The organism is Bacillus sp. PS217, assembly GCF_037963535.1.
In the GTDB taxonomy this organism is placed as follows: domain Bacteria; phylum Bacillota; class Bacilli; order Bacillales; family Bacillaceae; genus Bacillus; species Bacillus subtilis.
Window position 1 is genome coordinate 800,820 of sequence record NZ_CP150157.1, and the last position, 25,185, is coordinate 826,004.

Consider the following 25,185-nt stretch of genomic DNA (forward strand, 5'->3'; position numbering starts at 1 on the left):
ATACATAAAAAGGGCAGATGGAGTGTTTATGAGTATCCTATCATTTTAAATACACTGGAGCAGGTCGCCGTGCAGGAGCCATGGCATAAAGGCCGCGTTGTCATCGGAGGAGACGCTGCCCACGCCGGCGCGCCGACCCTGGCGCAAGGAGCGGCAATGGCGATCGAGGATGCCATCGTCCTCGCCGAAGAACTCCAAAACCACGCCGACCACGAAACAGCATTACAGGCGTACTACAAAAGAAGAGCCCCACAAGCGCTCAAAGTCCAGAACTTATCCTCGGAAATCGTCCGCCGCGGGCTGAAAGGAGAGCCGGGAGCGGAAGAACTGATTGGGGAGTGCTATGCGGTGTTGAGGGAAGGGTATTAAATAGGAAAAGTCCAGAAAGTGATTTCTGGACTTTTTTGTTTAGAAAGAAACAAATGTTTGACTAAATTATCTAGAAATTGATAACGATAAATGATGTAAAATCATCCGGTATTTGGTAAAATTAAGTCAAAAAATATAAGTTTCTGTTAGAATATCATTATGTAAAATAGGGGGACATTATGCAAAAGTGGATAGGTAAACGCCCTACAGTAGGTCAAAAAACCTTAGTAACAAAGTATGAAAGATTATTACAAGAAGTAGAAATCGCAACCTTATCGTCGCAGGAAAGCGTTCTAAAGATTATCGAAGCTGAATGTGATAAAAAAAGTGGTAGAGAATTAAAAGGGGTATTAGCACTTACTACACAATCCATTTTCTTTGTTTCTAAGCACGAACAAATGACTTATGAATATTCACAAATTAATGATATTGAAGTAAGGACTAATGGAAAAAATAAAAATAGTTGGATTTTAAGCCTTAAAATAGGCCGTTCAAAACGTACATTCGATGATATTAAGAAAAACGATGATAGCCAAGAATTTATAGAGATTTTAGAATACATAATAGCTAATCAATCAAAAGAAATTCTAACGACAGTTACACATGATTTTGATTATTTTTTACATGCTGAAAAATTAAATGATTTACAAAATCGAAATGTTAAAATTACTTCATTTCTAATGAAGAGGGACAATCTAAATCTGTCGAAAAATGGTGAACGATTATTGCGTGAAAAGCATAAAGGTGCTTCCTTGATAGCGGAAGGCTTTTTTCAAGAGGATAGACAAAGTAAGGGTAATTTTATTGTACTCGACAATCAAGTGGTGTACTTATATGAATTTAATAATAAAGAAAGAAAAGCCAAACTATTAAATAAGTGGGATTTTAAATATTTTTCTCATGCGGTTATTGATCGATTTGCAATAAAAACAGTTATCAATGTTACGGAGACAGGAAAAAGTTTAATTATAAATCTATCTGGCAAGGAATTTGTTTCTATTTTAAATAATGCAAATATTCCCCTACATCAGAAGAAGAGGAAATGGTACCAAAAAATCCTAGGGTTCCGAAGTGGTAAGTGGTGGAAGAGAGCTATTGCTTCATTGGTTTACCTGCTGATATTACTGTTAACCTTTAACGCATTTTTTGGTGAAAACAATAAAGAAGCTAGCTCTGTAAAATCAAGTGATAAAACAGCTGTTTCAAAGACCGAACAAAAGGAAGAACAGACAGAAAATCAAAGCAAACAGGAAGGTAATGAACAACAAGATAATAAGAGTAAGAAAGAAGAAAAAGCAAAAAAGCAAGCAGAAGAGAAACGTAAGCAAGAGGAAGAAGCGCGATTAGCAGAAGAAAAACGCAAGCAAGAGGAAGAAGCGCGATTAGCAGAAGAAAAACGCAAGCAAGAGGAAGAAGCACGACTAGCACAAGAAAAGCGCAAGCAAGAGGAAGAAGCGCGACTAGCACAAGAAAAGCGTAAGCAAGAGAAAGAGATACAACAAGCAGAGGCACAAGAACAACAGACGAATGTCTATTACAAAAATTGTACCGTAGCACGGCAAGCTGGTGTTGCACCTATCCATTCTGGTGAACCGGGATATGCAAAACATCTTGACCGTGATGGTGATGGAATTGCTTGTGATCGCTAATTCATATATGGTTATCTAAAGAAAGAGAGAATACTGAAATATTCTCTCTTTTATTATTTTCAACAAACGTTAATCGTCATTTATATTTTTCCCTTTTATCCGCTCAATCACCTCATGCAGCCCCTCAGGCTTATAAAACTCCACCGGTGAACTGCCTTTCTCAAACGAAATTGTCTCGGCTTCAATCAGCGCGACATAGCGCCCGTTTACTTTTGCGAGATGAATAGAATCGCCAAAATCCGCTAGCAATCCCTTAATCTCTGTTTCTCCGACTTTCATTTTCAGCTGGGCCTCTGGCGTGTGCTCGATGATTTGGGCGGAGGCTTCGATGACTTGATGGGTGTCGAGACGCTCTTGGATTTCCCGCTTTTCGCTTGCTTCCCAAATCTCAATGTCGTGCTCGAACTGCTTGAGCTCTTCGCTGTTGTCTTCAAATGTCTCGTAGACGTGCTCCTGTACCATGTTCATGACCTGATTTTTCATGATTTCCGGCATCGATTCGCCGTACTCGACGAATTTCAGAAAGTCCTCAAAATAGCGGGCGTGCGAGGCCTGATGGATTTTTAGCTCACCTTCTTCGACCATTCCTTCCTCTGGCATGTACGGGTATTGGATGCTTTTCATGTTTTTTGTCGTGATCGCCATTTCGACTTTTTTAATGAGAGAAGACGTGTCAGAGATGCGGGCGACCTTCGGCTCAAAATCACATTTCATAATAAAGACAAATGACTCGTCAAAGTATTTTCTCGGTACGGCCGAAGCGACGAGAAACACGCCGCCGCGAACCGCGCTTGTGTCAAGGTACGTGCGGACGAACTGCTCGCTCAGCTCATTGAAGTCTTCTTTTGTTTCCGCCAGACGCGCGCGGTTGAACATGTTGTAGTTTGGGTTGGAATCGAGCTCGTGGCCGGGCTCGACGATAAAATGGCCGATTTTCGTCGGCACCTGCTCGGACTGCGGATGGCGGTCGGCTTTCCGTTTGACGATTTTTTTCAGTTCCCCGTCGAGAAAGTCCTTTAGCTCGCTTTCTTCAAATTCGCCCGTATCAAGGGTCTGGAAGTGCTTGAACTGCTTGTTCGCCTGCTCATCTTTGCCTTCCACCTGTATGACATAAAAGGATAAAAACCGAATTTCAAAATCCATATATAAACTCACCTTATTCGCGTATTGTACAGCTTCTCAAGTATAGAAAAAACAGCGATCATGCGTCAATTGGGAGAACGGAATAATCATGACCATGAAAGGGAAATGTAGTCAAATAGAAGGCATCTCATACGGAAAGGAATGGTTCGATGAAGGAAACAAGCCTGATTCCTCAACCGAAGACGTTTGGGCCGCTCGGCAATTTGCCTTTAATCGATAAAGACAAGCCGACGCTTTCGCTGATCAAACTGGCGGAAGAACAGGGCCCGATTTTTCAAATCCATACACCCGCGGGCACGACCATTGTAGTGTCCGGCCACGAATTGGTGAAAGAGGTTTGTGATGAAGAACGGTTTGATAAAAGCATTGAAGGCGCCTTGGAAAAGGTCCGCGCGTTTTCCGGTGACGGATTGTTTACGAGCTGGACGCATGAGCCTAACTGGAGAAAAGCGCACAACATTCTGATGCCGACGTTCAGCCAGCGGGCCATGAAGGACTATCATGAGAAAATGGTCGATATCGCTGTTCAGCTCATTCAAAAATGGGCAAGGCTCAATCCGAATGAAGCAGTCGATGTCCCGGGAGATATGACCCGGCTGACGCTCGACACCATTGGGCTATGCGGGTTTAACTACCGCTTTAACAGTTACTACAGAGAAACGCCCCACCCGTTTATCAACAGCATGGTGCGGGCGCTTGATGAAGCGATGCATCAAATGCAGCGGCTTGATGTTCAAGATAAGCTTATGGTCAGAACAAAGCGGCAATTCCGCCATGATATTCAAACGATGTTTTCGTTAGTCGACAGCATTATTGCAGAGCGCAGGGCGAATGGAGACCAGGATGAAAAAGATTTGCTCGCCCGCATGCTGAATGTGGAAGATCCGGAAACTGGTGAAAAGCTCGACGACGAAAATATCCGCTTTCAGATCATCACGTTTTTGATTGCCGGCCATGAAACAACGAGCGGCCTGCTTTCCTTTGCGACTTACTTTTTATTGAAGCATCCTGACAAACTGAAAAAGGCGTATGAAGAGGTCGATCGGGTGCTGACGGATGCAGCGCCGACCTATAAACAAGTGCTGGAGCTTACATACATACGGATGATTTTAAATGAATCACTGCGCTTATGGCCGACAGCTCCGGCTTTCAGCCTTTATCCAAAAGAAGACACAGTCATTGGCGGAAAATTTCCGATCACGACGAATGACAGAATTTCTGTGCTGATTCCGCAGCTTCATCGTGATCGAGACGCTTGGGGAAAGGACGCAGAAGAATTCCGGCCGGAACGGTTTGAGCATCGGGACCAAGTGCCTCATCATGCGTACAAACCATTCGGAAATGGACAACGGGCCTGTATCGGCATGCAGTTTGCCCTTCATGAAGCCACACTTGTGTTAGGCATGATTCTAAAATATTTCACATTGATTGATCATGAGAATTATGAGCTTGATATCAAACAAACCTTAACACTTAAGCCGGGCGATTTTCACATCAGGGTTCAAAGCCGTCATCAGGAAGCCATTCATGCAGACGTCCAGGCAGCTGAAAAAGCCGCGCCTGATGAGCAAAAGGAGAAAACGGAAGCAAAGGGTGCATCGGTCATCGGTCTTAACAACCGCCCGCTTCTCGTGCTGTACGGCTCAGATACCGGCACCGCAGAAGGCGTCGCCCGGGAGCTTGCTGATACTGCCAGTCTTCACGGCGTAAGGACAAAGACAGCACCTCTGAACGACCGGATTGGAAAGCTGCCGAAAGAGGGAGCGGTTGTCATTGTGACCTCGTCTTATAATGGAAAGCCGCCAAGCAATGCCGGACAATTCGTGCAGTGGCTTCAAGAAATCAAACCGGGTGAGCTTGAGGGCGTCCATTACGCGGTATTTGGCTGCGGCGACCACAACTGGGCGAGCACGTATCAATACGTGCCGAGATTCATTGATGAGCAGCTTGCGGAGAAAGGCGCGACTCGGTTTTCTGCGCGCGGGGAAGGTGATGTCAGCGGTGATTTTGAAGGGCAGCTTGACGAGTGGAAAAAAAGCATGTGGGCGGACGCCATTAAGGCATTCGGACTGGAGCTGAATGAAAACGCCGATAAGGAACGAAGCACGCTAAGCCTTCAGTTTGTCAGAGGGCTGGGCGAGTCTCCGCTCGCTAGATCGTACGAAGCCTCTCACGCATCCATTGCCGAAAATCGTGAACTCCAGTCCGCAGACAGCGATCGAAGCACTCGCCATATCGAAATTGCATTGCCGCCGGATGTTGAATATCAAGAGGGCGACCATCTTGGCGTATTGCCAAAAAACAGCCAAACCAATGTCAACCGGATTCTCCACAGATTCGGTCTGAAGGGAACCGATCAAGTGACATTGTCGGCAAGCGGCCGGAGTGCAGGGCATCTGCCATTGGGCCGTCCTGTCAGCCTGCATGATCTTCTCAGCTACAGCGTTGAGGTCCAGGAAGCAGCCACAAGAGCGCAAATACGTGAACTGGCCGCTTTTACAGTGTGTCCGCCGCATAAGCGCGAATTAGAAGAACTGACAGCAGAGGGTGTTTATCAGGAACAAATATTGAAAAAACGAATTTCCATGCTGGATCTGCTTGAAAAGTACGAAGCATGCGACATGCCGTTTGAACGATTTTTAGAGCTTTTACGTCCGCTAAAACCGAGATATTATTCAATTTCAAGCTCTCCAAGAGTGAATCCGCGGCTAGCATCGATCACAGTCGGCGTCGTGCGCGGCCCTTCGTGGAGCGGCCGTGGCGAATACAGGGGCGTGGCTTCAAATGATTTAGCTGAGCGTAAAGCCGGTGATGATGTCGTGATGTTTGTCCGCACACCGGAATCCCGGTTTCAGCTTCCGGAAGACCCTGAAACGCCAATCATTATGGTCGGACCAGGCACAGGAGTCGCGCCATTCCGCGGCTTCCTTCAAGCCCGCGAAGTTTTAAAACGGGAGGGGAAAACGCTCGGTGAAGCTCATCTCTATTTTGGATGCAGGAACGATCGTGATTTTATATACCGCGATGAGCTTGAGCAGTTTGAAAAAGACGGAATCGTCACTGTCCACACAGCCTTTTCCCGTAAAGAAGGCATGCCGAAAACGTATGTCCAGCATGTCATGGCTGACCATGCAGAAACGTTAATATCGATCCTTGACCGCGGAGGCAGGCTTTATGTATGCGGTGACGGCAGCAAAATGGCCCCGGATGTGGAGGCGGCACTGCAAAAGGCGTATCAGTCTGTCCATGGCACCGGGGAGCAAGAAGCGCAAAACTGGCTGAGACATCTGCAGGATACCGGTATGTACGCTAAGGATGTCTGGGCAGGGATATAGATAAAGAAGACTGGAGCATCCAGTCTTTCAGCGTGTCGGCAAACCCTCGCATTCGTTGTCAGGACTGCGCTTCGGTGCTCAATGCGAAGTGGATCAACGGCTAAATTCTCAGGCGCCCTGCCTAAACGCCGTCGTCATCACATCCTGTGAATGCCCGCTCCTATGCTCGTCCTTCCTAGACTTCAAGGGTTTTCAATCATGCTGAAAAGATGACAAAATCCTAAAATGAAAACCATTTTAGGATTTTGTCAACAATCTGGAAGACTGGAGACATCCAGTCTTTTTAGTCCTTTCGAAAAAATGGTGATCGCGCTAAACATTGATGCATACAATAACTTCAGTCCGACGGAAGGGCGGGCTGTCTGCAAAACCTATTTTTCGTTTTTGCTAGTTTATGTTATTCTTATACTCGGTATCTATTTCTTTTTTCAAAGGCACACATGACAAAAGAAATCCTTTTTTATTTCCGAGAAAAAAATGTGAAACGAAATGAAGGTTTCTTTCGTCCAGTGATTGGTTTCCAAATGGTTGTAATAAAAATGATATGGTGCGAAACATAAATATTCCGGCTTGCCGCGGTGTATTTATTGTTGTGTGATGCCTTGATTTTGTTTGGAAAGAAGGAATTGGAAGGCAGGATATAAAGAGCAGGTAAATATGAATGAAGAACTTAAAGTGTTTAAGAAAGTAGAGGTTGCCATGAAGAAACTTTTTTCTTACAAACTTAGCTTTTTTGTGCTGGCTGTTATACTGTTTTGGGCAAAAACGTATTTATCCTACAAGACTGAGTTTAATCTTGGGGTAAAAGGCACAACTCAGGAGATCCTCCTGATATTTAACCCATTCTCAAGCGCCGTCTTCTTTTTAGGACTGGCTTTGCTGGCGAAAGGGCGTAAATCAGCCATTATTATGCTGATTATCGATTTCTTGATGACATTTGTGTTATATGCAAATATTTTATTCTATCGTTTCTTTGACGATTTCTTGACGTTCCCGAACATTAAACAGTCCGGAAACGTTGGAAACATGGGAGACGGGATTTTCAGTATCATGGCCGGTCATGATATTTTCTATTTCTTAGATATTATCATTTTGATTGCGGTATTGATCTGGAGACCTGAATTAAAAGAATACAAAATGAAAAAACGCTTTGCGTCTTTAGTGATCCTTTCTGGGATCGCACTGTTTTTCATCAACCTGCACTATGCGGAAAAAGACCGTCCGCAGCTGCTAACAAGAACGTTTGACCGCAATTATATCGTGAAGTATTTAGGTCTTTACAACTACACCATTTATGACGGTGTGCAGACGGCTCAAACAGAAACGCAACGGGCCTATGCAAGCAGCGATGATTTAACAAGTGTCGAGAATTACACGACGTCTCATTATGCGAAACCGAACGCCGAGTACTTCGGCTCTGCCAAAGGCAAAAATATCATTAAAATCCACCTCGAAAGCTTCCAGTCATTCCTGATTGACTACAAGCTAAACGGTGAAGAGGTGACGCCTTTCGTAAATAAACTTGCGCACGGCGGGGAAGATGTGACGTATTTTGATAACTTCTTCCATCAGACAGGCCAGGGAAAAACATCTGATGCCGAGCTGACAATGGATAACTCGATCTTCGGTCTTCCTGAAGGCTCCGCGTTTGTGACGAAAGGCGAAAACACTTACCAGTCGCTTCCTGCGATTTTAGACCAGAAGGAAGGCTATACAAGCGCCGTCCTGCATGGTGATTACAAATCGTTCTGGAACCGTGACCAGATTTACAAACATATCGGATATGACAAGTTCTTCGACGCAAGCACGTATGATATGTCAGATGAAAATGTGATTAATATGGGGCTTAAGGATAAGCCGTTCTTTACAGAATCGATTCCAAAGCTTGAATCTCTTAAACAGCCATTTTATGCGCATTTGATTACATTGACAAACCATTATCCGTTTAACCTTGATGAAAAAGACGCGTCTCTTAAAAAAGCGACAACAGGCGATAACACAGTTGACAGCTACTTCCAGACAGCGCGTTACCTTGACGAAGCGCTTGAGCAATTCTTCAAGGAGCTGAAGGAAGCCGGCCTGTATGACAACTCAGTCATCATGATTTACGGTGACCATAACGGTATTTCTGAAAACCATAACCGAGCGATGAAAGAGATTCTTGGAAAAGAGATCACAGATTATCAAAACGCACAGAACCAGCGTGTGCCGCTGATGATCCGCGTTCCTGGCAAAAAAGGCGGAGTGAACCATACGTATGGCGGCGAAATTGACGTCATGCCGACACTTCTGCACTTAGAAGGAATTGATTCTCAGAAATATATCAACTTTGGTACTGATTTATTCTCTAAAGACCACGACGATACGGTGGCATTCAGAAACGGAGACTTCGTAACGCCGAAGTACACATCAGTCGACAATATCATTTACGATACGAAGACAGGTGAAAAACTGAAAGCGAATGAAGAAACGAAGAATCTGAAAACAAGAGTGAACCAGCAGCTGAGCCTTTCAGACAGTGTCCTGTACAAAGACTTGCTGAGGTTCCATAAACTAAATGATTTCAAAGCCGTTGATCCGTCAGACTATCATTACGGCAAGGAAAAAGAAATCAAATAAGATGAAAAAGAGCCTTGAGCGGGCGTATTGCCTTCGCTCAAGGCTCTTTTTTTGGTTATACAACCAACTTGAAAAAATAGATTCCATTTGGTCACCAAGGCTGGCTTTCTCTCATATCATTACAGTAGATTTTGAAACCGGATTGAAATCGGACAAATTATCGGGGAAATGCCTTGATAGATTGTGAAGATGTACCAGGTTTCGAACTCAATATTCATAGAGATGAGGGGTAGAGATGAAAGCAGTCATTCTCTGCGGCGGAAAAGGAACGAGAATGAGTGAAGTCACGAATGACATTCCTAAACCGCTCGCCATGATAGGCGGCAAACCGATTCTATGGCATATTATGAAAATTTATCAGTACTACGGAGTAAACGAGTTTATTCTGCTGTTGGGCTATAAAGGAGAAAAAATCAAGGAATACTTTCTTGACTATGAATGGAAGCACAACAGTCTGACACTCGACAGCTCTACGGGAGAGGTACAGATGCTGGGGCAGCCTGAAACGTGGAAAATTACGTTTTTGGAGACTGGGGAAGATACGCTGACAGCCGGAAGAATCTTGCAGGCGAAAGACTATATCGGTGATGAAACATTTCTGCTTACCTATGGGGACGGGCTGGCCAATATCAATCTTTTCCATCTCATCAGCTATCATCAGACAAAAGGTGCTGCCGCGACTGTCACCGGCATTGACAAAGTCTCGCAGTTTGGCACCTTGACGGTTGAGGACGGCATGGCGAAAACATTTTCTGAGAAGACATCAAGTGACGGAATCATCAACGGCGGATTCTTCGTTCTCAGTCCAAAGGTTTTCGATTATTTGCCGAAGGACGGAAACACGATGTTCGAAGATGAACCGCTGAAGAACCTTGCCAAAGACGGGGAGCTTGCTGTGTACCGCCATTACGGATTTTGGACGGCCATCGATACGTATAAAAATCTCTTAGAAGTCAACAAAATGTGGAATCAAGGACAACAAGTATGGAAGGTATGGTGAATCGATTTGAGTTTCTGGAAAAATAAAAACGTATTTGTCACGGGATGCACAGGTCTTTTAGGAAGCTATTTGGTGAAAGAGCTGATTGAACAGGGCGCAAACGTTACGGGGCTTGTCAGGGATCATGTGCCTCAATCCAATCTTTATCAGGGAGAACATATCAAGAAAATGAACATCGTGCGGGGCTCTCTTGAGGACTTGGCTGTGATTGAACGCGCGCTTGGCGAGTATGAGATCGACACAGTCTTTCATCTTGCTGCACAAGCGATTGTCGGCGTGGCAAACCGCAACCCGATTTCTACCTTTGAAGCGAATATCCTCGGCACCTGGAATATTCTCGAAGCCTGCCGCAAGCATCCGTTAATTAAGCGGGTCATTGTCGCTTCAAGTGATAAAGCTTACGGCGATCAAGAAAACCTTCCATACGATGAAAACATGCCGCTGCAAGGCAAGCACCCGTACGACGTCTCAAAAAGCTGCGCAGATCTGATCAGCCACACCTATTTTCACACGTACGGGCTTCCGGTCTGCATTACGCGCTGCGGAAACTTATACGGCGGCGGAGATTTGAACTTCAACCGCATCATTCCTCAGACGATTCAGCTTGTGCTGAACGGGGAAGCGCCGGAAATCCGAAGCGACGGCACCTTTGTACGGGACTACTTCTATATTGAAGACGCCGTTCAGGCTTATCTGCTTCTTGCAGAAAAAATGGAAGAAAACAATCTTGCCGGAGAGGCCTTTAACTTCAGCAATGAGATCCAGCTGACCGTACTTGAACTGGTAGAGAAAATATTAAAGAAAATGAACAGTAATCTGAAACCTAAGGTGCTGAATCAGGGAAGCAATGAAATCAAACATCAATATTTATCCGCGGAAAAAGCAAGAAAGCTGCTGAATTGGACACCGGCCTACACTATTGATGAGGGACTTGAAAAAACGATTGAGTGGTATACGGAATTCTTCAAAAAGTAATGTGAAACGAGGTGAACAAGACTGTGACCAGCGCGTATTGCACCGTTTTATCAAAAGGAAGATTATATCAGGCAGTCGCTTTGTTTAAGTCGTTAGAGCAAGTTGATCAAGACAGTCCCATTTTTATACTTTGCATGGATGAAGATACGCACCGCGTGTTACAGAAGCTGAAGATGAAGCAGCTGAACCTTGTGCCGGTGGCCGCTCTTGAAAATGAATTGCTATTGAAGCTGAAGGAAACTAGAGATCAAAGTGAGTATTGCTGGACGATGAAGCCGATCTTTCTGCAAGCTGTGCTGAACAGCAATCCTGAGCTGGAGCGTGTGACGTATATTGACGGGGATCTCTTTTTCTATGCAGATCCATCGCCGATTTTTGAAAACCAGCCGGACTGCTCGGTGCTGCTTTCACGGGGGGATATTGTAATCCCTTCTTTTGAGAAAGAGCAGATTGACATGCTGCAGCGTCTTTTAGGCAGATATAATTCCGGGTTTATCAGCTTCAAGCATGATGATGCAGGCACGGATTGCTTGGGGTGGTGGAAGGAACGCTGTCTTGAGGAATGCAAAAATGCACCGGGTGAAGGAAAATTCGGTGATCAGGGCTATTTGGATTATATGTCTGAGCTGTTTCCGAATGTGTGTGACATTACAACACCCGGCGTGAACATCGGGCATTGGAATTATGGGCAGCATACGTTTTCCTGGAATGATGGCCGGATCGTGCTGGAGGATGGCAGTCCGCTGATCTTTTATCATTTCAGCGGATACCGAATCGTCAGCATCAATGAAATCAAACAGATTCATGAAACAACCCGCACAGATCTGCCGTTTGTGCATGAACTGTATCAAGAGACACTGCCGCATATCATTCAGCACATGCAAACGTTAGACCCTGAATTTAACGGTTTTGCTTCAAAAGATGACAACAAATAAATGAGTAAATACAGGAAGTGAAAATGAAGTGAAAGCAAGCGTTATTATTCCTGCATATAATTCGAAGGAGCGTCTTTACAACAGCCTTCTGTCATTAAACCAGCAGGAGTGCGATGAAGAATTCGAAGTCATTGTAGCGGACAATGGCTCTGAGGACGGGACGCTCTCGATGCTTGAGTCATTTCAAGCTGATTTTCCGCTGATCTTTACACGGATTAAAGAAAACAGGGGCATTGCGTACGGACGAAATCAGGCGCTTCGCAATGCCAGAGGAGACATCCTGATTTTCCATGACAGCGATATGCTTGCGGCAAAGGACCTTGTGGCAAAACATATTAAAGCCCATGAGAACGAAGAGAATCTCGTCGTGTGCGGGTTGTTTTGGAAACGGATCTACAGTTTTTACTATGAACGATTTGAAGAAGAACATAAGGAACAGCTCGCAAAGCTCACAGGTGAAATGCCGAAGAAAGACAAACAAAAGCTGCTGGAGGAAGCGGACATCAAAAACGGAAGCTTTCTTGATAAAAGCTTTGACCTCGATACCGACTTTATAGACGTGCTCAAGAAGATTTTAGATGAGTACGGCGATGACTTGAAAGGCTATCATATGCCATGGCGCTTTTTTATCACGAATAATTCCTCTGTGAAACGCAAGCATGTGGTTGACCTCGGTTTATTTGACGAAGGCATTGTGCGGTACGGGTTTGAGGATTATGACCTCGGGATCAGGCTTCATCAGGCCGGATTGACCTTCAGGCTTCGCCGTGATATTGTCAGTGTTCATCAGGAACATCCAAGCAATTGTAAGTCTGTAGACGATATTCGGGCAAACATTGCCTATATGTGCGATAAATACAATAACATCCGCTCCTTAGACGTTCATCTCGCTTTTAATGGGCCGTTCCCGCCTGACATGACGAACAGAATCATGGCTGATATTCAAAAGCTGCTGGAATCACAGAAATATGATATGCTGCTGAATCTGTTTCTTGAGCTTCTGCATGTTGTTAAAGAGCGCAACATTGATCCGGATTGGCGAAAGAAATCCCCAAGGGTGACGGCGAAAAGCTTTGATTTACAAACTGTCCGCAAGCTTCTGCCTAAGGCGAAGAAAAAGCTAGGCGTGAACGATTTTGCCAACGCACTGTATGCGCTTGTCAACGATTTGCTGCACGTGGATCTTAGATCATTGGATGTGGTATAAGTGAGTACATTTCATTTTTCAACGATAGTGTCAAGGACACATATCTTTAAGCTCATGCCTATGATTCATTCTCTCCATGAGCATTGCGATGATTTTCATTTATATGTGCTGTGTGTCGACCAGAAAGCGTATGAATTGCTTCAGCACGTTCCATGGGAGCATGTAACCTTTGTGCAGCTGCATGAAATGGAAGACCCGGAGCTGCTGAAAGCGAAAAGCAACAGAACGTTTCATGAATATTGCTGGACGTTAAAGCCCGCCTTTTTGTTTCATGTGATGAGCAAGTGGGATGACGCTGAATACTTTGCCCATATGGATACGGATCTATTTTTCTTTTCTGATCCGGCACGTATTTTTGCAGAAAACCCAACGGCGTCTCTGTATTTGACTGATCATCGTAATTCGCCGCGCTTCATGTCCTACTACGACCGAACCGGACGCTTTAATACAGGCTTTGTCGGCGCCGGTAATACAAAGGAAGCATATGAAGCGGTGTGGCAGTGGAGACAGGACTGTATTGAATTTTGCACGGTCGAAATGGATACGGAACGAAAGACATATGGTGATCAAAGATATGTGGAGAAATGGCCGGAGCAGTTTAAAGGTGTTCATGTTGTCAAATCAATAGGAGCCAATACAGCGCTTTGGAATATCGAAAACTATAAGGTCGGGCAAAAGGACGGCCGCGTGTATATAGATGAAACGCCGCTGATTTTCTATCATTTCTCTGGGTTTACACTGGTGACAGAAAAAGAGTTTAATCTTTGCTGGTACTACCGGATTGAAGACGAAGCGACAATTGAGATGATTTATATGCCGTATATATTAAATCTGAAAAGATGGATTGATGAAATACAGTCGGCGTTTCCGGACTTTGCGGATGGCTTTATCCCGAAGCACGCAGTGCCTGACACTCATTTTATCCAGCTGGATTAAAAAACCCCCTGCCGCCTGGCAGGGGTTTTTTCAGCTATGCCATTCTCTCAGCTTCTGGTCACTTGGCAATAGGAAGGCAAGGATGCCGAGAACAGGGAGAAAGGCAATGGCGATCATCGTCGGTGTCAGGCCCGCGGCGTCAATCAGAGCGCCCAGCGCCACAGCGCCGATTGCGCCCATCCCGAAGGCAAGCCCGACGGTTAAACCGGACATTGTGCCGATTTTTCCAGGAACTAGCTCCTGTGCGTAGACGACCGTTACAGAAAAGCTCGACATCAGAACCAAGCCAATCAATGCGAGCACGCCATAGGCGAGAACCGGGCCGGCAAATGGCAGCACAATCGCCAGCGGCGCCGAGCATAACAGCGAACCGAGAATAACGAAGCGTTTTCCAAAACGGTCTGCAAGCGGGCCGCCGAGAAACGTGCCGATCGCGCCGAACAGCAAGAAGACAAAAATATAGCTTTGTGCCTGCTGAATGCTTACGTGATATGTATCCATCGCGTAAAACGTGTAAAAGTTACCGATCGCACTCGTATACCAAGAACGAGCAAAAATGAGAAATATAATAATAATAAGAGCAGATACAACAGATTTGGTGATGGCCGTGTTTTCAGCCGTTTTCTTTTGCTTGCCTGATTTCTGGGCAAGGCTGCCGAGACGTGAGGCGTACCATTTCGCAATATACATGAGAAACATAACAGCAAGCGCGGCGACAAGCGTGAACCAAACAGCGCCGAATTGCCCGAGCGGCACAAGGATCAGCGCGGTGATCAGCGGCGCCATCGCCTGGCCTGAGTTTCCGCCCACCTGATAAATCGACTGGGCGAGCCCGCGTTTTGTGCCGGCGGCCATATACGCCACACGGGAGCCCTCCGGATGGAAAATGGCCGAGCCTAATCCAATGAAAAACACACAGCATAAGATCGTTATGAATGACGGGGCAAATGCAAGGCCCAAAATGCCAAGCATGCTGGCGGTCAAACCGACTGGCAGCGCATACGGCCGCGGCCGTTTATCGGTATACCAGCCGACAACAGGCTGCATGACGGATGACACCATGTTTAATGTGAAAGCAATGATGCCGAGCTGTGTAAACGTCAGGCTCATGGAGCGTTCCAAAATAGGGAACATGGCCGGAATCACAGCCTGAAGCGAATCGTTGAGCATATGGCAAATTCCGATAATAATCAAAATCGGATACACCGTGGTGCCTGGTTTTTGAACTGTTTTTTCTTTTAACGGGGCGGCGATAGCCAATTGAGTCTCCTCCTTACATATATAACCAAAGCATACCACCATATTATTCATAAGGTGAAGAATTTATCAAGAGGAAAAAAGACTCTTATGAAAGAAACGCCGTCAGCCTGATTAGCAGCTGACAGTATTTTCGATATTCAAAATGTGATATAGCTCTTCAAGCTTACGAATCTCATAGGTTGGTATGATCTCTGGCACATTCGGCTTCATGTCAGGGTTCATCCAGCAAGTATCAAGCCCGGCGAGCTGTCCGCCTTTGATATCAGCAGTCAGTGAATCCCCAATGATTAATGTGTGCTCTGCTGAAAATTGAGGAATCCGTTCAAATACGTAATCGAAATATTCCTTCATCGGCTTTTGGAAGCCTGTGTCTTCAGAAACGAAAATGTCCTTGAAGAATGAAAATAATCCTGAATCACGGAGACGCTTATATTGTGTGTGAGACACGCCGTTTGTCACGATGTACAAATCAAACTGTTGCTGCAGATTTGAGATGAGATCAAATGCACCGTCAATAAGCTGATGTCCTTCTTCAAGAAAGCGGCGGTATTTTTGCTCAAGCAAAGCGCCGTCCGCTTCGTAAACGTACTCCTTGAGCAAAGCGGAAAAACGTGTGTTTACGACTTCATCCCGTGTCATCTTACCTTCTTCAAAGGCTCTCCAGAGACCTTGATTGATGGTTTTATACTGCGCCTTCATGTCATTTGTTAAAGGAATGTTCTGATCTTCAAACAGCAAACGCAGGGCTAAAGCTTCTGCCGCTTGAAAATCAAGGATGGTATCATCTACATCAAATAATAAAGTGCGGTATCGTTTCATCTGTGTGTCTCCCTTTCCTCATATGTATTCAAAGTATAGCACATAAAAAAAGGAAAAAGCCGGCGGGTGAGGCACCGCCGGCTGAAAAGAGATTATTTGTTTAATAAGCTGTGTTTTCTCGAATATAGGAAGTAAACCAGCGTTCCGACAGCGATCCAGATGACAAATGAAAGCCATGTGACGCCGGGAAGGCTGTACATGAACCAAAGGCAGATGCCTGCGCTGATAATCGGCACAACCGGAACGAACGGCACTCTGAAGGACGCCTTGATTTCAGGATGTTTTTTTCTTAGCACAATGACAGCAACGGAAATGACCGTAAACGCGGCAAGTGTTCCCATGTTCACCAGATGGGCCAGCGTTCCGAGGTTAATAAAGCCGGCGATTCCCGCTGCAACGATCCCTGTCAGCCATGTGTTGCGGAACGGGGTTTTAAATGACGGATGAACCTTTGCGAACAATCCAGGCAGAAGGCCGTCTCTGCTCATGGCAAATGTCAAACGAACCTGAGCGTACAGCAAAGCGAGCATCACCGTCGTAATCCCGATAATCGCACCGACAGAAATAATTCCGGCAACAGCGTCCTGTCCGACGAATTTCAGCGCAAAAGATACAGGATCTCCGACATTCAATTTGGCATAAGGCATCATGCCTGTCAGCACAAGCGATACCGCGATGTACAGAACCGTGCAGACGGCTAGAGCTGAAATAATGCCGACGGGCATGTTTTTTTGCGGATTTTTCACTTCCTCTGATGCGTTTGAAACCGCGTCAAACCCAAGGTACGCGAAGAATACAGTGGCAGCGCTAAGTATGACGCCTTTCATCCCGAATGGCATAAAAGGAGACCAGTTGTCCGGTTTCACATAGCCGATGCCGACAATAATGAACAATAAAATGATCGCGATTTTCATCAGTACAATAACGTTGTTAAAGCGTGTGCTTTCCTTGACGCCTCTGCTGACAATCGCAGTGATGAGGAGAATGATCACCGCAGCCGGAAGGTTAAATACGGCGCCCGCCGTGCTTCCCGGCGCTCCTGTCAGTGCAGCCGGAATATGAAGATTGAAGCCGGCAAGCAGTGATTGAAAGTATGAAGACCAGCCGGTGGCAACCGCCGACAGTGCAATGACATATTCAAGCATGAGATCCCATCCGATCAAAAAGGCGAGCAGCTCTCCAAGTGTCACGTATGAGTATGAGTACACGCTTCCCGAAATCGGAATGGAAGACGAAAACTCAGCATAACAGAAAGCAGCCAGCGCACAGGCGAGCCCCGCTAAAATAAACGATATGATGAGGGCGGGACCTGCACCGGTCGCTGCCACTGTTCCTGTAATGACAAAAATCCCTGTACCGATGACACAACCGATACCGAGCAAGGTTAAATCAAATGCGCTTAACGTACGGGCAAGGCTTTTTGACTTGCTCTGCGCACTCAATGTTTCAAGCGGTTTTTTTCTAAATAATGAACTCATCAAAAGTTCCTCCTAGAAATATTCAAAATATTCTAATCATTATATGCATTTCTTGTTGTATTATATTGTCGAAATTTGACGCAGTCAATAAAATATTTTTCTGCTTTAAATGATAGAAGCGAAACAGCGTTGTCGTATCATAGGATAGTAACTTTTACTAATCGTATATTCAATTTTATGCAAGATGAACCGATAGAAAAAATAGATTCGCCCATATTTTGATTTGCGGTTATAAAGGAGATGCTGACCATGTTTCAATATGAAGAGTTGAATAAACAGTTTATCGGCGGGAAATGGCAGGAGGGCAGCAGCCCAAATGTATTGGAAAACAAAAATCCTTATACTCAAAAAACATTCACAACATTCCGTAAAGCGACTGCTGACGATGTAGATGAAGCGTATCGGGCAGCGGCGCTGGCAAAGAAAAAATGGGATGCGGTCAACCCGTTCGAGAAAAGAACCATTTTAGAAAAAGCCGTCACGTATATTGAAGAAAATGAAGAAGCCATTATTTATTTGATTATGGAGGAGCTAGGCGGTACAAGGCTCAAAGCAGCTTTTGAAATCGGTCTTGTCAAAAACATCATAAAAGAAGCGGCAACGTTCCCAATCCGCATGGAGGGGAAAATTCTTCCGTCCACAATAGATGGCAAGGAAAACAGATTATATCGCGTGCCGGCAGGCGTTGTCGGTGTCATCAGTCCGTTTAACTTCCCATTCTTTTTATCTATGAAATCAGTGGCGCCTGCACTCGGAGCCGGCAATGGCGTTGTGCTAAAGCCGCATGAGGAAACGCCGATTTGCGGCGGAACGCTGATTGCGAAAATTTTTGAGAACGCGGGAATTCCAGCGGGGCTGCTGAATGTTGTTGTCACAGACATTGCTGAAATCGGCGACAGCTTCGTTGAGCATCCAGTGCCGCGGATCATCTCATTTACCGGTTCTACGAAAGTCGGCAGCTACATCGGACAGCTTGCGATGAAGCATTTTAAAAAGCCGCTTCTTGAGCTTGGCGGGAACAGTGCCTTCATCGTACTTGAGGATGCAGATATAGAATATGCGGTCAATGCGGCGGTGTTCAGCCGATTTACACATCAAGGACAGATTTGCATGTCAGCCAACCGCGTGCTTGTTCATTCTTCTATTTATGACAAGTTCCTTGAGCTGTACCAGGCAAAAGTGGAATCGCTGAAAGTCGGCGACCCAATGGATCCTGATACGATTATCGGGCCATTAATCAACAGCAGACAGACGGACGGGCTGATGAAGACTGTAGAGCAAGCAATTGAAGAAGGCGCTGTACCAGTGAAGCTTGGCGGATTTAACGGGACGATCGTGGAACCGACGATCTTAAAAGACGTCAAACCGTTCATGAGCATTGCCAAGGAAGAGCTGTTCGGACCAGTCGTCTCCTTTATGAAGTTTGATTCAGAAGACGAGGCGGTGGATATCGCAAACGAAACCCCGTTTGGCTTGAGCGGTGCCGTACATACGTCAAATCTTGAGCGCGGCGTGGCTTTTGCGAAACGCATTGAAACGGGCATGATTCACGTCAATGACACGACCATCAATGATGAACCGAATGTAGCCTTCGGCGGTGAAAAGCAATCAGGCCTCGGCCGTTTAAACGGTGAGTGGAGCCTCGAAGAATTTACAACGCTGAAATGGATCTCGGTCCAGCACGAAAAACGCAGCTTCCCTTATTAATGAAAAGGAGTGAATGGAATTGACCATAAATACGGAAAAAGAAACCGCAGATATTCTGGACGCATTTATCAAAGTAGCCCCTTATTTAAACAGCCTGGTTCAGGATGATATTACAATCGGCATTTATGATACGGAAAAACTGCTCGTGAATATACCGGCCAAAACCTTTTCGCTGAACGTAAAAGCCGGCGATCCACTGCAGGAAGGGGATATTATCACAGATGCCATCCGAAGCAATCAGAAGAAGACGAGTATGGTTCCGAAAGAATTGTTCGGCTTTCCATTGATCGCGCGTGCCATCCCGCTGCACGACGAGAATGGAAGAGTCATTGGAGGCGTCGGCCTCGGAACGAGCCTTGAGGAGTCGTCAAAGCTGCATGATGTGGCGGAAAGCTTATCAGCTGTCGTTGAACAAACAGCCGCGGCTATTTCCGACATTTCTGAATCAATTAACGGGTTTTCAACTCAAATGTCGGGCATTTCCTCTCAGGCGAAAAAAGTAAGCGAAAGTGCCGGTGAAATCGCCGATATTTCAGTAACTGTTAAAGGCATCTCTGACCAAAGCAATCTACTCGGCTTGAACGCCGCGATCGAAGCGGCAAGAGCAGGGGAGTCCGGAAAAGGCTTCTCTGTCGTCGCAGATGAGATCAGAAAGCTAGCAACGCATTCAAAAGAAAATGTCGGCCAAATTGACCAGATTACGAAAAAAATCCACAGCCTGCTGAAAGGGCTGGAGGAATCCATTGAGTCGATTAATCAGCATACAGACGGACAAGCCGCTGCCGTTGAACAAATTTCCGCCACAATGCAGGAGATTTCAGGAAGCGCGCAGCATCTTGCAAAAATGGCTGAAAAAGCGCTTGAGGAAGAGTAAGAGACCGGGGACAAATGTCCCCGGTCTTTTTCTATCCTGCATTTCCATGAAATTCGTCTGACGTTTTACTAGTTTTATTCCAGCGGCTGATTTAAAATGTACACATGAACTTACGTGAGGATTGATAGGAACCATGAGCATATTAAAAGCGGAAAATCTTTATAAAACATACGGAGATAAAACATTATTTGACCATATCTCCTTTCATATTGAAGAGAATGAGAGAATCGGATTAATCGGGCCGAACGGAACAGGAAAATCAACGCTGCTGAAAGTGATTGCCGGCTTGGAATCTACCGAAGAAGGAGAAATCACGAAATCCGGAAGCGTGCAGGTCGAATTTCTTCATCAAGACCCGGAGCTGCCTGCGGGGCAAACAGTGCTGGAGCATATCTATTCCGGTGAATCGGCTGTGATGAAAACCTTGCGTGAATATGAAAAAGCGCTGTATGAACTGGGGAAAGATCCCGAAAATGAACAGCGCCAGAAACACCTGCTGGCAGCACAAGCGAAAATGGACGCAAACAATGCATGGGATGCAAACACCTTGGCAAAAACCGTATTGTCTAAGCTGGGCGTCAAAGACGTAACAAAACCGGTCAATGAGCTCTCAGGCGGCCAGAAAAAACGGGTAGCCATTGCCAAAAACTTAATTCAGCCCGCTGATCTGCTCATTTTGGACGAGCCGACAAACCATTTGGATAATGAAACGATTGAGTGGCTTGAAGGGTATTTAAGCCAATATCCCGGCGCCGTCATGCTGGTGACGCACGATAGATATTTCTTAAACCGTGTCACCAACCGCATTTATGAGCTTGAAAGAGGCAGCCTCTACACGTACAAAGGCAACTATGAAGTGTTTTTAGAAAAACGCGCGGAACGGGAAGCGCAGGCTGAGCAAAAGGAAACGAAGCGGCAAAACCTGCTGCGCCGCGAGCTGGCCTGGCTCAGACGAGGAGCGAAAGCCCGCTCCACAAAACAAAAGGCGAGAATTGACCGGGTAGAGACGCTTAAAGAGCAGAAAGGCCCTCAGTCATCAGGTTCACTCGATTTTGCCATTGGCTCGCACCGTCTCGGAAAACAGGTTATTGAAGCGGAGAACGTCATGATCGCTTATGACGGCCGCATGCTCGTCGACCGTTTTAATGAACTTGTCATACCAGGTGAACGGATCGGGATCATCGGGCCGAACGGCATCGGGAAAACAACGCTGTTAAATGCCCTTGCCGGCCGTCATACGCCGGACGGAGGCGATATTACGATCGGACAGACGGTCAGAATCGGCTACTATACTCAGGATCATAGTGAAATGAACGGTGAGTTAAAGGTCATTGACTATATAAAAGAAACGGCGGAGGTCGTAAAAACGGCAGATGGCGATATGATTACAGCTGAACAAATGCTCGAGCGTTTCCTCTTCCCGCGTTCGATGCAGCAGACGTATATCCGCAAGCTGTCCGGCGGGGAAAAACGCCGTTTATACTTGCTTCAGGTTCTCATGCAGGAGCCGAATGTCCTGTTTCTCGATGAGCCGACGAACGATTTGGATACTGAAACATTAAGCGTTCTTGAGGATTATATTGACCAGTTCCCTGGCGTCGTCATCACCGTATCCCATGACCGCTATTTCCTTGACCGCGTCGTCGACCGTTTGATTGTATTTGAAGGAAATGGCGTCATTTCCCGCTTTCAAGGCTCCTACAGCGACTATATGGAGGAGTCAAAAGCGAAAAAAGCGGCCCCAAAACCAGCAGCTGAGGAAAAAACGGCTGAAGCCGAGCCGAAGAAAAAACGGAAAAAGCTTTCTTACAAAGACCAGCTGGAATGGGACGGCATCGAAGATAAAATTGCCCAGCTGGAAGAAAAGCATGAACAGCTTGAAGCTGACATCGCCGCAGCAGGCAGTGATTTTGGCAAAATCCAAGAGCTGATGGCCGAGCAGGCGAAAACTGCGGAAGAGCTTGAGGCTGCGATGGACCGCTGGACAGAATTGTCCCTCATGATCGAAGAACTGGAAAGCTAAAAAGCGTGGCCGCAGCAGGCCGCGCTTTTTTTCACATAATGGACAAAAACGAATCGGCCTGCTTATGTTAGGATAAAATTGTGTGTCAGCGGCACATGGAAAACTAACGGAGATGATGAAGTATGACATGGGCGATCGTGATGTTAATTCTCATGAGTCTGGTGAAAATCGTATTAACCTGTCTTCCTACAGGCGTCATAGAATGGCTGCTCGGCAAATTTGAAGTGCACGCCAAGCTGAGTGACGAAAATGCGAGTCTCTCTCTAGATGGAAAACGCCTCGAGGGTGCAGAGAAGCAGAAAGTGATTGATCAATTTAACGAAGCTATCTTCCTGGAAAAATATTATATCTATCCAGGTGATGAAGAGCGTTATTTACATCCGGAAAATGGCGGCACGCCGCTGGTGATAGATATAAAAAAAGGAAAAAAAGACGTGAAGCTGTTCGTGTACCGCTACGACGACCATATCGACGTCGTGAAACAGTACAAGAAGAAAGTGATCGCGTATCGAGTGCTTTCTGAAAGCCTTCAAAAAGAGTCTCTGTCAGTGGCGGGAAGTTTAGCTTAAACAGGAAAGTGAAAGACGGGTGCTTTATGCTGCTCGTCTTTTTTATTGTTTTTTAAAACTTAACGTTTACGTTAAGGTTCAAAAGGTGTATAATGGTAACAGAAACGGCGAAGGGGGATTTACCTTGGAATGGATGAAGATTGATCAAGTGGCCAAAAGAAGCGGACTGACAAAGCGGACCATCCGGTTTTATGAAGAAATCGGCTTGATTCCGGCGCCGAAACGGACAGACGGCGGTGTAAGGCTTTATTCAGAGGATGATATGGAGGAGCTTGAGAAAGTCATCAGCACAAAAGAGGTGCTCGGTTTTTCCCTTCAGGAGCTTCAGCATTTCATGGAAACCAGCCGCCAGCTAGAGTTAAACAAAGAGGGGTATTTGTTGTCACTGGATCCAAAGGAACGGAAAGAAAAACTGGAGGAAATTCAGGAAACCCTGAATCACCAGCTGAGTTTGATTGATGAGAAAATCCGCACATTCCAAAGCTTTAAAGAACGCCTGCAAGGCATGAAAGGCAAAGCGGAACGCGCCATTCAATCAATCGAATGAAAAGTTTGTTAAACGCTATTTTTGTAGCGTTTCTTTTAATGGAATAAAGATGGAGGTTAGGTCAAATGGATAAGACAACACAAGTGAATCAGAAAACGGGTTTGCTCAGCCAGCCAAAAGCGGTATGGGCTGTCGCGTTTGCCTGTGTGATTTCCTTTATGGGAATCGGGCTGGTCGATCCAATTCTTCCGGCCATTGCCGCACAACTACATGCTTCACCTAGTGAAGTATCACTCTTGTTTACAAGTTATTTGCTTGTAACCGGATTTATGATGTTTTTCTCAGGAGCCATTTCCAGCCGCATCGGCGCGAAATGGACATTAATTCTCGGACTTATTTTTATTATTGTGTTTGCGGGGCTTGGCGGCAGCTCAAGCTCAATCGCTCAGTTAGTCGGCTATCGCGGCGGCTGGGGATTAGGGAATGCTTTGTTTATTTCAACAGCGCTTGCGGTCATCGTTGGTGTATCAGTCGGAGGAAGCGCCCAAGCGATTATTTTGTATGAGGCTGCGCTCGGTCTCGGAATTTCCGTCGGGCCGCTTGCAGGCGGAGAGCTTGGAAGCATTTCATGGCGCGCACCGTTTTTCGGAGTATCTGTCCTGATGTTTATTGCGTTAATCGCGATTTCTTTCATGCTTCCGAAATTGCCGAAACCGGCGAAACGCGTCGGTGTGTTTGATGCGATGAAGGCGCTAAAATATAAAGGCCTTTTAACAATGGCGGTATCGGCATTCTTATACAACTTTGGATTTTTTATTTTGCTTGCTTATTCTCCGTTCGTTCTGGATTTAGATGAACACGGTCTTGGATATGTCTTCTTCGGCTGGGGCCTTCTGCTGGCGATTACGTCAGTCTTTACGGCGCCGCTCGTGCACAAAGCGCTGGGCACAGTGCGTTCGCTCGTCGTTCTCTTTATCGCCTTTGCGGCCATTCTCGTTATTATGGGGATCTGGACAGACCATCAGACTTTGATTATTACATGTATCGTTGTCGCCGGTGCAGTCCTCGGTATGGTGAATACGATTATGACAACCGCTGTGATGGGTTCTGCGCCGGTTGAACGTTCAATCGCGTCTTCAGCCTACAGCTCAGTCCGCTTCATCGGCGGCGCGCTCGCCCCGTGGATTGCAGGAATGCTGTCAGAACACTTTACTGCAAGCACACCATATACAGTAGGCGGAATCGTCGTTTTTGTCGGCATGCTTGTCCTTCTCATGGGACGTAAACATCTTGCTGGAATTAAGGCGGGGCATTAATAACGAAAGACACTGCACAGATGCAGTGTCTTTTTTTAATCGTGGAATTTCCCCATTACTACCGTATTATAGTAATTTCCGTCAGAAAGCAATTTCTCCTTTTTTAAGATTCCTTCTGCTTCAAATCCTTTCGTTTGTTTCCAGGACATTCAGTGAGATTTTTTTAATTTCGTTGGCATCCGCTTCGGTCAGGCATTGATGCGGCTGGGATTTATCTTGGAGAAGCTGAGAATGTGTCCGTTCATTTACGATTGCCATTTCAAGTGATGGTTCATGCTGTAGAGGGGACGTTTGCCATGAAGGCAAAACCTGACGAATATGATCATAAATGTTTAGAAACGCTCTATTAATACATACACAGCGTCATGAAAAACAGCTTTTCTCGGTCGAGTGGTTTACCGCTTGGGAAGATGAGGAGGATTTTGAGCTGTCTGCCAAAAGAGGGCTTGACACTTGATGAATTCACATCTCCATTGCAGCTCAT

At 45.8% G+C, this 25,185-nt stretch carries 18 protein-coding genes and 3 pseudogenes; 16 read left to right on the forward strand and 5 right to left on the reverse strand.

Annotation, left to right across the window (positions count from 1 at the left end):
* Positions 1-30 precede the first annotated feature (30 nt).
* Positions 31-369 (forward strand): annotated as a pseudogene (locus NSQ83_RS04185) (FAD-dependent monooxygenase); the annotation flags it as partial.
* A gap of 179 nt (positions 370-548) precedes the next feature.
* Complete coding sequence (locus tag NSQ83_RS04190) at positions 549-2,018, forward strand: excalibur calcium-binding domain-containing protein (RefSeq protein ID WP_204551429.1); 1,470 nt, start codon at positions 549-551, stop codon at positions 2,016-2,018.
* A gap of 69 nt (positions 2,019-2,087) precedes the next feature.
* Here NSQ83_RS04190 and NSQ83_RS04195 read toward each other — a convergent pair whose 3' ends face one another.
* Complete coding sequence (locus NSQ83_RS04195; RefSeq protein WP_198878925.1) at positions 2,088-3,161, reverse strand: DUF3900 domain-containing protein; 1,074 nt, start codon at positions 3,159-3,161, stop codon at positions 2,088-2,090.
* Between the two features lie 149 nt (positions 3,162-3,310).
* Between NSQ83_RS04195 and cypD the strand changes: the two genes are divergently transcribed.
* From cypD to NSQ83_RS04230, 7 genes are all read left to right on the forward strand, one after another.
* On the forward strand, positions 3,311-6,496 hold the full coding sequence (gene cypD, locus NSQ83_RS04200; protein WP_198878924.1) for a bifunctional P-450/NADPH--P450 reductase: 3,186 nt from the start codon (positions 3,311-3,313) through the stop codon (positions 6,494-6,496).
* A 699-nt stretch (positions 6,497-7,195) separates the two neighbouring features.
* Positions 7,196-9,115, forward strand: a complete 1,920-nt coding sequence (ltaS1, locus tag NSQ83_RS04205) for a lipoteichoic acid synthase LtaS1 (protein WP_198878967.1) — start codon at positions 7,196-7,198, stop codon at positions 9,113-9,115.
* Between the two features lie 235 nt (positions 9,116-9,350).
* Positions 9,351-10,115: a glucose-1-phosphate cytidylyltransferase gene (locus NSQ83_RS04210; RefSeq protein WP_014479136.1), complete on the forward strand. Its 765-nt coding sequence runs from the start codon at positions 9,351-9,353 to the stop codon at positions 10,113-10,115.
* A 6-nt stretch (positions 10,116-10,121) separates the two neighbouring features.
* Positions 10,122-11,090, forward strand: coding sequence for a GDP-mannose 4,6-dehydratase (locus tag NSQ83_RS04215; protein ID WP_003244102.1), 969 nt, complete (start codon positions 10,122-10,124; stop codon positions 11,088-11,090).
* Between the two features lie 23 nt (positions 11,091-11,113).
* The gene (locus NSQ83_RS04220) at positions 11,114-12,025 is read left to right on the forward strand and encodes a putative nucleotide-diphospho-sugar transferase (protein WP_015715489.1); all 912 of its coding nucleotides are present in this window, start codon (positions 11,114-11,116) and stop codon (positions 12,023-12,025) included.
* A 28-nt stretch (positions 12,026-12,053) separates the two neighbouring features.
* Positions 12,054-13,232 (forward strand): glycosyltransferase family 2 protein, encoded by a 1,179-nt coding sequence (locus tag NSQ83_RS04225; protein ID WP_003233779.1) that lies wholly within the window; start codon positions 12,054-12,056, stop codon positions 13,230-13,232.
* On the forward strand, positions 13,233-14,168 hold the full coding sequence (locus tag NSQ83_RS04230; RefSeq protein WP_015252589.1) for a putative nucleotide-diphospho-sugar transferase: 936 nt from the start codon (positions 13,233-13,235) through the stop codon (positions 14,166-14,168).
* Positions 14,169-14,198: 30 nt separating this feature from the next.
* Here the strand turns inward: NSQ83_RS04230 and NSQ83_RS04235 are convergent, their stop codons facing one another.
* The 3 genes from NSQ83_RS04235 to NSQ83_RS04245 all read right to left on the reverse strand — a co-directional run bounded on the left by NSQ83_RS04235 (position 14,199) and on the right by NSQ83_RS04245 (position 17,725).
* Positions 14,199-15,428: an MFS transporter gene (locus NSQ83_RS04235; protein WP_003243467.1), complete on the reverse strand. Its 1,230-nt coding sequence runs from the start codon at positions 15,426-15,428 to the stop codon at positions 14,199-14,201.
* Positions 15,429-15,539: 111 nt separating this feature from the next.
* Entirely contained in the window at positions 15,540-16,247 is a 708-nt protein-coding gene (locus tag NSQ83_RS04240; protein ID WP_015252588.1) for a YjjG family noncanonical pyrimidine nucleotidase, read from the reverse strand.
* Positions 16,248-16,339: 92 nt separating this feature from the next.
* On the reverse strand, positions 16,340-17,725 hold the full coding sequence (locus tag NSQ83_RS04245; protein ID WP_015715491.1) for an amino acid permease: 1,386 nt from the start codon (positions 17,723-17,725) through the stop codon (positions 16,340-16,342).
* 249 nt (positions 17,726-17,974) lie between these two features.
* Here NSQ83_RS04245 and yfmT point away from each other — a divergent pair, with 249 nt between their 5' ends.
* From yfmT to NSQ83_RS04275, 6 genes are all read left to right on the forward strand, one after another.
* Complete coding sequence (yfmT, locus tag NSQ83_RS04250; RefSeq protein WP_003244104.1) at positions 17,975-19,432, forward strand: benzaldehyde dehydrogenase; 1,458 nt, start codon at positions 17,975-17,977, stop codon at positions 19,430-19,432.
* A gap of 13 nt (positions 19,433-19,445) precedes the next feature.
* Positions 19,446-20,306 carry a methyl-accepting chemotaxis protein gene (locus NSQ83_RS04255; RefSeq protein WP_003233767.1) on the forward strand — a complete coding sequence of 287 codons (861 nt, stop codon included), beginning with the start codon at positions 19,446-19,448 and terminating at the stop codon, positions 20,304-20,306.
* Positions 20,307-20,439: 133 nt separating this feature from the next.
* Entirely contained in the window at positions 20,440-22,329 is a 1,890-nt protein-coding gene (locus NSQ83_RS04260; RefSeq protein WP_088467573.1) for an ABC-F family ATP-binding cassette domain-containing protein, read from the forward strand.
* A 122-nt stretch (positions 22,330-22,451) separates the two neighbouring features.
* Complete coding sequence (locus NSQ83_RS04265) at positions 22,452-22,898, forward strand: YfmQ family protein (protein ID WP_029317505.1); 447 nt, start codon at positions 22,452-22,454, stop codon at positions 22,896-22,898.
* 124 nt (positions 22,899-23,022) lie between these two features.
* A complete protein-coding gene (locus NSQ83_RS04270; protein ID WP_014479143.1) occupies positions 23,023-23,445 on the forward strand; it encodes a MerR family transcriptional regulator in 423 nt (140 codons plus the stop codon).
* Positions 23,446-23,510: 65 nt separating this feature from the next.
* Complete coding sequence (locus NSQ83_RS04275; protein ID WP_003233759.1) at positions 23,511-24,701, forward strand: MFS transporter; 1,191 nt, start codon at positions 23,511-23,513, stop codon at positions 24,699-24,701.
* 35 nt (positions 24,702-24,736) lie between these two features.
* On the opposite strand, the pseudogene NSQ83_RS04280 reads toward NSQ83_RS04275, so the two are convergent.
* Positions 24,737-24,893, reverse strand: a pseudogene (locus NSQ83_RS04280) (GNAT family N-acetyltransferase); the annotation flags it as partial.
* A 104-nt stretch (positions 24,894-24,997) separates the two neighbouring features.
* Here NSQ83_RS04280 and NSQ83_RS04285 point away from each other — a divergent pair.
* Positions 24,998-25,144 (forward strand): annotated as a pseudogene (locus NSQ83_RS04285) (hypothetical protein); the annotation flags it as partial.
* Between the last annotated feature and the right edge of the window lie 41 nt (positions 25,145-25,185).